Origin of the sequence: Clostridium sp. AM42-4 (assembly GCF_003480105.1) — a bacterium.
Classification (GTDB): Bacteria; Bacillota; Clostridia; order Lachnospirales; family Lachnospiraceae; genus Brotaphodocola.
Genome location: NZ_QUIK01000009.1, coordinates 146,816 through 157,710 on the forward strand (window position 1 = coordinate 146,816; position 10,895 = coordinate 157,710).

General features: G+C 50.4%; 9 protein-coding genes. 2 read left to right on the plus strand and 7 right to left on the minus strand.

What is annotated here, in order from left to right; all coding sequences use genetic code 11:
• Positions 1-50: 50 nt before the first annotated feature.
• From DW922_RS09220 to rpsL, 5 genes are all read right to left on the minus strand, one after another.
• Positions 51-1,523, minus strand: coding sequence for a S8 family peptidase (locus tag DW922_RS09220; RefSeq protein ID WP_118726425.1), 1,473 nt, complete (start codon positions 1,521-1,523; stop codon positions 51-53).
• 397 nt (positions 1,524-1,920) lie between these two features.
• Entirely contained in the window at positions 1,921-3,114 is a 1,194-nt protein-coding gene (gene tuf / locus DW922_RS09225) for an elongation factor Tu (RefSeq protein WP_118718731.1), read from the minus strand.
• Positions 3,115-3,320: 206 nt separating this feature from the next.
• On the minus strand, positions 3,321-5,441 hold the full coding sequence (fusA, locus tag DW922_RS09230; protein WP_118540278.1) for an elongation factor G: 2,121 nt from the start codon (positions 5,439-5,441) through the stop codon (positions 3,321-3,323).
• Between the two features lie 15 nt (positions 5,442-5,456).
• A complete protein-coding gene (gene rpsG / locus DW922_RS09235; protein ID WP_118531413.1) occupies positions 5,457-5,927 on the minus strand; it encodes a 30S ribosomal protein S7 in 471 nt (156 codons plus the stop codon).
• A gap of 164 nt (positions 5,928-6,091) precedes the next feature.
• The gene (gene rpsL, locus DW922_RS09240) at positions 6,092-6,517 is read right to left on the minus strand and encodes a 30S ribosomal protein S12 (protein WP_118540279.1); all 426 of its coding nucleotides are present in this window, start codon (positions 6,515-6,517) and stop codon (positions 6,092-6,094) included.
• Between the two features lie 200 nt (positions 6,518-6,717).
• Between rpsL and DW922_RS09245 the strand changes: the two genes are divergently transcribed.
• Positions 6,718-7,077, plus strand: coding sequence for a TIGR04086 family membrane protein (locus DW922_RS09245; RefSeq protein WP_118718730.1), 360 nt, complete (start codon positions 6,718-6,720; stop codon positions 7,075-7,077).
• A gap of 57 nt (positions 7,078-7,134) precedes the next feature.
• Here the strand turns inward: DW922_RS09245 and DW922_RS09250 are convergent, their stop codons facing one another.
• Together DW922_RS09250 and DW922_RS09255 are read right to left on the minus strand one after the other, a co-directional pair.
• Positions 7,135-8,448 carry a hemolysin family protein gene (locus DW922_RS09250; RefSeq protein ID WP_118726426.1) on the minus strand — a complete coding sequence of 438 codons (1,314 nt, stop codon included), beginning with the start codon at positions 8,446-8,448 and terminating at the stop codon, positions 7,135-7,137.
• 45 nt (positions 8,449-8,493) lie between these two features.
• Positions 8,494-9,003 carry a signal peptidase II gene (locus DW922_RS09255; protein WP_118718729.1) on the minus strand — a complete coding sequence of 170 codons (510 nt, stop codon included), beginning with the start codon at positions 9,001-9,003 and terminating at the stop codon, positions 8,494-8,496.
• Between the two features lie 99 nt (positions 9,004-9,102).
• Here DW922_RS09255 and DW922_RS09260 point away from each other — a divergent pair, with 99 nt between their 5' ends.
• Positions 9,103-10,845 carry a S8 family peptidase gene (locus tag DW922_RS09260; protein WP_118726427.1) on the plus strand — a complete coding sequence of 581 codons (1,743 nt, stop codon included), beginning with the start codon at positions 9,103-9,105 and terminating at the stop codon, positions 10,843-10,845.
• Positions 10,846-10,895 lie beyond the last annotated feature (50 nt).

Here is a 10,895-nt window from a genome sequence, read left to right on the forward strand (position 1 = left end):
CCTTCCGGCAACTCACACGGCCCATCGTTTTTCAATTAAATTGTTTAAATTTACTGGCCCAGCCGGATCGGCTCTCCGCCTCCGGCTGTAATGGTTTTTGAAGTGGTTGTCTGGGATTCTCTCTGAGCTGTATCTCCGGAGCTTTGTGTTTCCTGTCCAGACTGTGCGCTTTCTTCTGTATTCTCTGCCGCTCTTCCGTAATTCAGTGCCGCGTACACATCCAGCATGCCGTTGCTGCTGAGCTTGCCTTCTAACGGCGGGATCTTGCGGGCGGTTTCTAACAGAACCTTGCGGATGTCGGAGAGGTGCAGGTCGGTGCGGTAGGAATACAGGAAAGCTGCCGCGCCGGTTACCATCGGGGTAGACATGGAGGTTCCTGTCATAAAGCCATATCCGCTGTTTGCAATGGTGCTGACGATATAAGTGCCGGGTGCTGCGATATCTACGCTCTTAGCGCCATAATTGGAGCTCTCGGCCAGGTTTCCGTCGAACATCAGGTTCGCAACGGATATCACATTATCTAAATCAAAGGAGGACGGGTAATCCGGTTTCTGATCCGTATCCTCTCCGATTCCTTTCGCGTCTCCGTTTCCGGCTGATACCACAAACAGCATCTTTGATTCGCGCATGACCTTTTCCAGTTCCGGATAATATTCGGTCGTTCCAAAACTGAGGTTGCAGATGGAGGCACCGTTTGCTTCCGCATAGCGGATGGCTTCGATGATTGCCTTTTCCTCACCCACGCCGTACTGGGTTCCCAGCGCTTTTAGAGACATGATCTTGACATACTTGTTATCCGCGATTCCGGCAATACCGCCGTTTCCACGGGTCGCAGCAATGGTTCCTGCCGCATGGGTTCCGTGATCGTCCTCGCTGCCCTTGCAGAGTTCATTATTTCCATCAAAGAAATTCCAGCCGTGTACATCGTCGATATAGCCGTTGCCGTCATTATCGATGCCATCTCCCGGAATTTCGTCTTCGTTGGTCCAAATGGCATCCTTCAGATCCGGGTGGTCGATGTCGATTCCGGTGTCAATGACTGCAACCACCACCTGACGATGCTCCTCTGTACTGGCATTATAAAGATTCCAGGCAGGGAGTACATTGATATCTACGCCTTTTCTGGCGCGGGTTTCTTTGATCCGGTAAGCATCCGGACCAGCCACCGGTGCCGGCATTCCCAGGTAGTTTGCCAGGTCAATGTACGTGGCAAGCTTCGGGTTGCTGTCCTTGAAGCGGTTTGTGATCTCGCTGTACTGAAGCTCCGCATCATTTTTCAATCCCCACTGGTACTTGGAATAGCTGTCAGAAGAAGACAGATTGGTTACGCCCGGACCGTAGACATCTGTAGAAAATGTATATCGCTCCGCATCGTAGTCTGACGTTTCCTGTGTCCGATCTGACGTAGTTTCTGGCCCCGTAACCCTTCCGGATATCTCCGGTCTTTCAGGCTGGTACGCTGCCAGACTGGCGCCGCAAAGGCATAGTGCCAGACCGGAAACTAATTTTCGTTTATAGTTCATTCATTTACTCCTTGTTCTGCTATCCATTTTATGTTATCCACTTGCTGTGTTATCCATGGATCACTTCTATGTGATAACGCCTAATCTTACATTTATGATACAGTTTCTGATTATAACATAAATTACCAGTTCTTACTTTGAAAAATGTGTGAATTTTCCTTACCTTTTTACCCGTGATAGTAGCGTCCTTGCTGATGCTGTTCTGATTGCAGTTCCAATACACATCTTCCGGACCTGCCCATGACATTTTGCAGATCCCAGATAAAGTTTTCCAGGTGCCAGATAACAGAAAAACCCGTGGAGAAAAATCTCCACGGGCCCTCTTACGTTTGGACACAGTAGGCGCACCAGGCGCATCTACATTATATGAAAATTTCGATTAATTTCTAATTAGAGATTAGTCGCAGATGGTAACAACACGACCTGAACCTACGGTTCTACCACCCTCACGGATAGCGAAACGAAGACCCTGCTCCATAGCTACCGGATGGATCAGCTCAACGGTCATCTCTACGTTATCACCAGGCATGCACATCTCGGTACCAGCCGGGAGCTCGCAAACGCCGGTTACGTCAGTTGTTCTGAAGTAGAACTGCGGACGATAGTTGTTGAAGAACGGGGTATGACGACCACCCTCGTCTTTGGTCAGAACGTAAACCTGTGCGGTAAACTTGTTGTGGCACTTTACAGATGCCGGCTTACACAGAACCTGTCCACGCTCGATCTCAGTTCTCTGGATACCACGAAGCAGAGCACCGATGTTATCACCAGCCTGAGCCTCATCCAGTAACTTACGGAACATCTCGATACCGGTAACAACGGTCTTCTTGGTCTCCTCGTGGATACCAACGATCTCAACCTCATCGTTCAGATGAAGAACACCACGCTCTACACGGCCGGTAGCAACGGTACCACGACCAGTAATGGTGAATACGTCCTCGACTGGCATCAGGAACGGCTTATCAGTCTCACGCTGCGGATCCGGGATCCAGCTATCAACTGCATCCATAAGCTCCATGATCTTGTCGCCCCACTCGCCCATCGGATCTTCCAGAGCTTTCAGAGCAGAACCCTGAATGATCGGGGTGTCATCGCCCGGGAACTCGTACTCGTTCAGCAGCTCACGGATCTCCATGTCTACTAACTCAAGCAGCTCCGGATCGTCAACCATATCACACTTGTTCATGAATACAACGATGTACGGTACGCCTACCTGACGGGAAAGCAGGATGTGCTCTCTGGTCTGAGCCATAACACCATCGGTTGCTGCTACTACAAGGATAGCGCCATCCATCTGAGCTGCACCGGTGATCATGTTCTTAACATAGTCAGCATGTCCTGGGCAGTCAACGTGTGCATAGTGTCTCTTCTCAGTCTCATACTCAACGTGTGCGGTAGAAATGGTGATACCACGCTCTCTCTCCTCCGGAGCCTTATCGATGTTCTCGAAATCGGTAGCGGTGTTACCAGCAACTCTCTCAGACAGAACTTTGGTGATTGCTGCGGTCAGAGTGGTTTTACCATGGTCAACGTGGCCGATGGTACCAATGTTACAATGCGGTTTGGTTCTTTCAAACTTTGCTTTTGCCATTTTATAACGTCCTCCTTGATTTGCCCGCCTAGTACGGGCGATTGATTATATGGTTAGGCTGTTCTTTATTATATGCTATTTGTGCAATATTTTCAAGCCTTTTCTCTATTCCGGGCGGCAGCCCGCAAAGGGACTTCAGACAAAGCCGGAAGACCTTTGCGAAACTCCTGTGCCGGAAATTAGATTTGATTGTAATTAAGGTTTAATTACTTTTTGTGCTCGTTGATAACCTTCTCCTGTACGGACTTCGGAACCGGCTCGTACTTCTCGAAGAACATGGAGTAGTTACCACGTCCCTGAGTCTTGGAACGAAGGTCGGTAGAGTAACCGAACATCTCGGAAAGCGGAACGTATGCTCTTACGATCTTACCGCCGCCTAAGTCATCCATACCCTCGATACGGCCACGACGGGAGTTGATATCACCGATAACATCACCCATGTACTCCTCTGGCATGGTAACTTCAACCTTCATGATCGGCTCAAGCAGGATAGCGCCTGCCTTCTGCATAGCCTCCTTGAATGCCATGGAACCGGCAATCTTGAATGCCATCTCGTTAGAGTCGACCTCATGGTAAGAACCGTCGTATACGGTAGCTTTTACGCCGAGTACCGGGAATCCAGCAAGGATACCGGACTTAGCAGCCTCTTCGATACCAGCGCCAACTGCCGGGATGTACTCTTTCGGGATAGCACCACCGACAACGGTAGACTCGAACTTGAAGGTCTCTTCTGCGTTCGCATCCATCGGCTCGAAGTGAACTTTACAGTGACCGTACTGACCACGACCACCAGACTGCTTAGCATATTTGCTGTCTACGTCTACGGCCTTGGTGAAGGTCTCTTTGTAAGCAACCTGCGGAGCACCAACGTTAGCTTCAACGTTGAACTCTCTCAGAAGACGGTCTACGATGATCTCCAGATGTAACTCACCCATACCGGAGATGATGGTCTGGCCAGTCTCCTGGTTGGTGGATGCACGGAAAGTCGGATCCTCCTCTGCAAGTTTTGCAAGTGCCTCACTCATCTTGCCCTGACCAGCTTTGGTCTTAGGCTCGATAGCGATATCGATAACCGGCTCCGGGAACTCCATGGACTCCAGGATAACCGGATGATTCTCATCACAGATGGTATCACCGGTACCGGTAATCTTAAAGCCTACTGCTGCAGCGATATCGCCGGAGTAAACTTTGTCGATCTCCTGTCTCTTGTTAGCGTGCATCTGAAGGATACGGCCAACACGCTCTTTCTTGCCCTTGGTAGCATTCAGAACGTAAGAACCGGAATTCATGGTACCGGAGTACACACGGAAGAATGCCAGTTTACCTACGAACGGGTCAGTCATGATCTTGAATGCCAGAGCTGCGAAAGGCTCTTCATCGGAAGAATGACGGAATACTTCATTGCCGTCCATATCGGTACCCTTGATAGACGGGATATCGGTCGGAGCCGGCATGAACTCGATTACAGCGTTCAGAAGTCTCTGAACACCTTTGTTTCTGTATGCACTACCGCAGCATACCGGAACAGCGGTACACTCACAGGTAGCTTTTCTTAATACTTTCTTCAGATCCTCGATAGACGGCTCTTCGCCTTCCAGATACTGCATCATCAGATCGTCATCCAGCTCGCAGATCTTCTCTACCAGCTCGGTGTGATATAACTCTGCATCATCCTTCATATCATCCGGGATTTCGCAAACAGTAACGTCGTCGCCCTTATCATCGTTGTAGATGTAAGCCTGCATCTCGAACAGATCGATGATGCCCTTGAACTCGTCCTCTTTACCGATCGGCAGCTGTAAGCAGATAGCGTTCTTACCAAGTCTGGTACGGATCTGCTCTACTGCGCCGTAGAAGTTAGCACCCAGGATATCCATCTTGTTGATGAATGCCATACGCGGTACGTTGTAGGTATCAGCCTGGCGCCAAACGTTCTCGGACTGCGGCTCTACACCACCCTTTGCACAGAACACGCCAACAGCGCCGTCCAGTACACGAAGGGAACGCTCTACCTCAACAGTGAAGTCTACGTGACCTGGGGTATCGATGATGTTGATACGATACTCCGGCTGTCCTTTGATCGGACGGTTGTCCTGGCCATGAATGGTCCAGTGACAGGTAGTAGCTGCTGAAGTAATGGTAATACCTCTCTCCTGCTCCTGTTCCATCCAGTCCATGGTAGCAGTACCTTCGTGAGTATCACCGATTTTGTAGTTTACACCAGTGTAATACAGGATACGCTCAGTCAAAGTGGTCTTACCAGCATCGATGTGAGCCATGATACCAATATTTCTGGTTCTCTCCAACGGATATTCTCTTCCAGCCAAAGCTTTTTCCTCCTATTAGAATCTGAAGTGGGAGAAGGCCTTGTTAGCCTCTGCCATCTTATGCATGTCTTCTTTACGTTTTACAGATGCACCAGTGTTGTTTGCTGCGTCCATAATCTCGTTTGCCAGTCTCTCTTCCTGGGTCTTCTCGCCTCTCTTACGGGAGAACATGGTGATCCAGCGAAGTGCAAGAGTCTGACGTCTCTCCGGCTTAACCTCGATCGGTACCTGATAGGTAGCACCACCGATACGTTTTGCCTTAACCTCCAGAACAGGCATGATATTGTTCATAGCCTCTTCGAAGACTTCCAGAGCCGGCTTGCCGCTCTTCTCTTCTACACGGTTAAATGCACCGTATACGATTTTCTGTGCAACACCCTTCTTACCATCAAGCATGATATTGTTGATCAGCTTGGTTACAACCTTGTTGTTGTATAAAGGATCTGCTAATACATCTCTTTTCTGAATATGTCCTTTACGTGGCACGTTACTTCCCTCCTTAATTATAGAAATTAATTCATAGGTACTCACATGTTTCCATAAAAATGTGTTCGCGCACGGTTCTATCTATTCCTGCAACCACAGGCAATATCATCCCGGCACTAACTACTTTTACTTACGTTAGTGGTACTACTAGTGTAAGCTGTTGCTTATTTCTTCTTAGCGTCTTTCGGTCTCTTAGCGCCGTACTTGGAACGAGCCTGCTTTCTGTTGGCTACGCCTGCGGTATCAAGAGTACCTCTGATGATGTGATATCTGGTACCCGGAAGGTCCTTAACACGGCCACCACGAATTAATACTACGCTGTGCTCCTGTAAGTTGTGTCCCTCGCCCGGGATGTAGCTGGTTACCTCGATACCGTTAGAAAGACGTACTCTGGCGATTTTACGAAGTGCAGAGTTCGGCTTCTTCGGGGTTGCAGTCTTAACTGCGGTGCAGACACCTCTCTTCTGCGGTGAAGAAGTATCAGTTGCACGCTTCTGTAAGGAGTTGTATCCTTTCTGCAGAGCCGGTGCGGTAGACTTCTTAACTGCGGTCTGTCTTCCCTTTCTCACTAACTGGTTGAATGTTGGCATTCCTTTCACCTCCTGTGATATTGTCTGTTGGTTGCTGTAATTCTTTTCAGCTTTTTTGCGCATCAAAAAATCCTGCGATTTTCGCACGCCATTCTATTATATCCATTCCACCATAGCATGTCAAGGATATTTTTGTAATTTTTCTGGACAACACAAAATAAAATGAACTGATCAGAGTATTTCCAAAAAGGAGGGTTTTTATGCTTCCATCACGCCCCAAGGCCTTGTTAATTTCCCTGGTTGCATCTTACCTGCTCTCTGCCGTGCTGCTCTTTATCCTGACCTTTGTCCTTTACAGGCTGAAGCTGAAGGAGTCGCAGATCACGCCGGCGGTCTATCTGCTCTATGGCATTTCCTGTTTTGCCGGCGGCCTGCTCTGCGGCAAGGCGCTGCGCACCCGGCGTTTTTTCTGGGGACTGCTCACCGGGCTTTTATATTTTCTGGCGCTTTTTGCTGCATCTGTTTTGCTGCGCCAGGGCAGAATCCCGGACTTTTCCCATGTGCTCCCGGTGCTCGCCTGCTGCGCGGCAGGCGGAATGGCCGGGGGGATCTTAAGTTAAAAGATGAAAAGATGGGCGGTGCCACTTTCTGCCGGCACCGCCCATCCTGCATGATTTTTAATTCTGTTCCGCTGTCTTTTCCGCTTCTTCCTCTTCCGTTTTTTCCGGATGATGGATCTGGATGCGGATCTTTCCGATCCGGTTTTTATCCATATCCTCTACCTTCAGGTGAAGGTTCTCGTAATCTACTTCCTCTCCTTCTTCCGGCAGATGATCCAGAAGGCCGATCACCAGGCCGCCGATCGAGTCATAATCCTCTGACTGCAGCTCCAGTCCCAGGCGGTCATTTAAGTCATCCAGCTTGGTGGAACCATTGACCAGATATTCGTCCGGTCCGGTCTCTTTTACCTCGTCCTCTTCATCCTGGTCGTACTCGTCACGGATCTCCCCGACGATTTCCTCAAGCATATCCTCAAGCGTAATCAGTCCGGCTGTTGCACCGTATTCATCTAACACGATAACAATATTGTTGAAGGTTTTGCGCATCTCCAGCATCAGCTCGGCTGTCTTCTTATATTCATAAGTATAAAGCGGCTGGCGTAGATAATCGCGGATGGAAAAATTCTTTTCTTTTTCGTGATCGAATAAAATGAAATCCTTCATATTAACAATGCCAATGACATTGTCTGTGTTTTCCTCGTAGACCGGGATACGGGTAAAGCGTTCCTTCTGGAACAGCTCCATGAGCTCACCAAAGGACGCCTCTGCATCCACCATGACCATGTCGATGCGCGGGACCATGATGTCTTTTGCCACGGCATCCCCAAAGTCGAACACATTGTTGATCATCTTCTTTTCTTCACTCTCAATGACGCCCTCCTCGTGGCTGACCTCCACGATCGTGCGGAGCTCATCCTCTGTGATCGGATCCTGTTTTTTATTCGGGTCGACCCGTATCAGAAACAGGACCGCCATAGAAAGCTTATTCACAATAAAAATAACCGGAGTCAGAACGACCATCAGCACATGGATGATCCCTGCATATGCAAAGGAAATCTTTTCCGCATACAGCGTGGACATGGTCTTCGGCGTAATCTCACCAAATACCAGGATCAAAAGAGTCAGCACACCGGTCGCAATTCCTACTGCCGCATTGCCAAACAGACGTAAGGTCAGCGTTGTCATTAAGGAAGATGCCGACAAATTTACAATGTTATTGCCAATCAGAATGGTACTGAGCATCTTGGCCGGGTCTTCGATCACCGCGGCAACCATGGCCGCACGCTTATCGCCACCCTCCGCAAGTGTCCGGACCCGGACCTTATTGACGGTAGTCAAGGCAGTCTCCGCCGATGAAAAAAATGCGGACAGCAGAAGAAGGACCAACACTGCTGCAACCTGTATGCCCGTACTGTCTCCAGAATCTAACATGATTTTTACTCCTTTATTCTTTTTCTATAAAAATTATCTACGATTCTACATGTTTTCCTTTTCGCTGTCAACCGGAGTTTTCGCAGGCAGCACACCCCGGAGTTCTTTGAGGATCTCTGCCCCAAACAAAATGCCGGATCCGAGAAAAACAAAGATATCCCCAAGGTTGAAGACAATCTCCTTCAGTTTTCCACACTGGATGCTGAAATAATCCACCACATAACGGCGCACGAGCCTGTCGTAAAGATTACTGAGGGCACCTCCCAGGATCATGGCGATTCCAAGCTTCTGCACCTTTTTTCCTTTCTGTGGAAGCAGTGCTGCCAGATACCCTGCCAGGCCGCAGATCACGGACAGCGGCAGCATACGCACCACCTCCCCATGCTTTTCCAGAAATCCAAAGGGAAAGCCCGCGTTATGGTTATGGTACAAAAGGATCTTTCCGCATGTATGCGGCAACGGTTTTGGAAAATCTTCCGGTTTTTCCCGTTCGATCAGCCATTTGATCCCAAGGTCCAGAGACGATAGTGCCGCAATGATTGCTGTATAGATCATAATTTTTCCTCCCGGTTTATGCTTTTATTTCTCTATTGTACTATTGAATCACTGCCGCGTCAAACAGCATATACTATGAAAAAGCTATGCGGAGCACCCATGATCCCATGCAATACATCCCCTGCCTCTGAAGATTATGCAGACTTCATTGTCCGCTATTCCCCGCGGGCTGTGGAATCCCTCTATGAGCTTGCAGGAACCACCTGCGTCAATCTGGTCAGTCAGGAATTTGCCATTGTCCATGTACCGCTGGCAGGTGTTCTTCCATTAAGTCTTACCCGGCAGACCTATTCTGCCATTCCAAAGCTTTACGGTCTGCAGGATACCACGGCACTGGAAAGCGCAGGCATTCTTCCGGTCTTCTCCCAGCCCAATCTTGCAAGTACCGGACAAGGGGTACTCATAGGCCTGATCGATACCGGGATCGACTACACCAGCCCATTATTCCGGAATCCGGATGGCACCAGCCGCATCTTAAGCATATGGGACCAGACCAGGGAAAATGAGTCCTTACCACCACCCGTTGCCGGTTTCCAGCCTTTTTTCGGGACCGTCTACAGCCAGGAGGATCTAAACCGTGCCCTCGCCGCCGGTGACCCGTTCTCCATAATCCCCGCAACCGACACAAATGGGCATGGAACCTTTCTCGCCGGAGTAGCTGCGGGAAACCAGGCCAGCACACTCCCTGCATTTTCCGGCGCTGCCCCGGACGCTTCCCTGGCCGTTGTCCGCCTAAAGCCAGCCAAGCAATATCTGCGGGATTTTTTTGCCGTTCCGGCAGATGCCGATGCTTATCAGGAAAACGATATCATGGCTGCTGCTGCCTTCCTTCTGGGAATCGCAGGCCAGTACCAGATGCCGCTTGTCCTCTGTCTGGGTGCCGGGACCAGCCAGGGCAGTCACAGTGGCCTTTCTCCCCTTTCCATGCAGCTTCAGGCCTTAAGCGGGACCCGAGGCTTCGCCTGTGTCACAGGTGCCGGAAATGAGACTGGCTTTGGTCGCCACTATTTCAGCCGTCTGCCTGCAAACCAGGAATTCGATGATGTTGAGCTGCGCATTGCCGCCCCGGGTAAAGACTTTTCCATGGAGCTGTGGGCAGATGCCTCTGAGCTTTATACACTCGGCTTTGTTTCTCCCTCCGGCGAAGTGATCGAACGGATCCCGCTGGCGGTAGGACAGGAAACCACCCTTTCCTTCCGGCTGGATGCCACCCGTATCTTTATCAGCTACCAGCTGACCGAAGCCGGGTCCGGCCGTTTTCTTGCATTCTTACGGTTTCGTGGTCCGGCTCCGGGCATCTGGCACATCCGGGTCTACCCTGCCCTGTATGTCACCGGGCAGTTCCACATCTGGCTTCCCCTGCAGTCCTTTCTTCCAGATGACATCCGTTTTCTCCGCCCCGATCCCGATATCACCATCACCGATCCCGGCAATGCCCCTCTGCTTCTGACCATCAGTACCTACAACCATGTCACAGACAGTCTCTACATCCACAGCAGCCGCGGCTTCACCGCTACAGGGCAGGTAAAACCTGACCTTGCCGCTCCCGGCGTCGACGTACAGGGCCCGGCGCTGCAGTCCCGGGGTAACACAGCTTCCACGCCGGTTTCCTTCACCCGCCGCACCGGAGCTTCTGTCGCTGCCGCCATCACCGCCGGAGCCGTGGCCTGCCTGTTTTCGTGGGACTTTACCCAGGGAAATGACACAAGCCTCACCAGCAGCTCCGTCCGCTCCATTCTCATCCGGGGCGCAGACCGAAAAGAAGCGTTCCAGTACCCCAACCGCCAGTGGGGATATGGAACGCTGAACCTGTACCAGGCATTTTTGCTGATGCGGGAGTGAAGTAACAATTTAAGTATATGACAAGGGCCGTGTGAGTTGCCTTTCGGCAA

Excerpts from the sequence above, each read along its gene's own strand:
- DW922_RS09220 (WP_118726425.1), bottom strand. The coding sequence starts at position 1,523 with ATGAACTATAAACGAAAATTAGTTTCCGGTCTGGCACTATGCCTTTGC.
- tuf (WP_118718731.1), bottom strand. The coding sequence starts at position 3,114 with ATGGCAAAAGCAAAGTTTGAAAGAACCAAACCGCATTGTAACATTGGT.
- rpsL (WP_118540279.1), bottom strand. The coding sequence starts at position 6,517 with ATGCCAACATTCAACCAGTTAGTGAGAAAGGGAAGACAGACCGCAGTT.
- DW922_RS09245 (WP_118718730.1), top strand. The coding sequence starts at position 6,718 with ATGCTTCCATCACGCCCCAAGGCCTTGTTAATTTCCCTGGTTGCATCT.
- DW922_RS09250 (WP_118726426.1), bottom strand. The coding sequence starts at position 8,448 with ATGTTAGATTCTGGAGACAGTACGGGCATACAGGTTGCAGCAGTGTTG.
- DW922_RS09255 (WP_118718729.1), bottom strand. The coding sequence starts at position 9,003 with ATGATCTATACAGCAATCATTGCGGCACTATCGTCTCTGGACCTTGGG.
- DW922_RS09260 (WP_118726427.1), top strand. The coding sequence starts at position 9,103 with ATGATCCCATGCAATACATCCCCTGCCTCTGAAGATTATGCAGACTTC.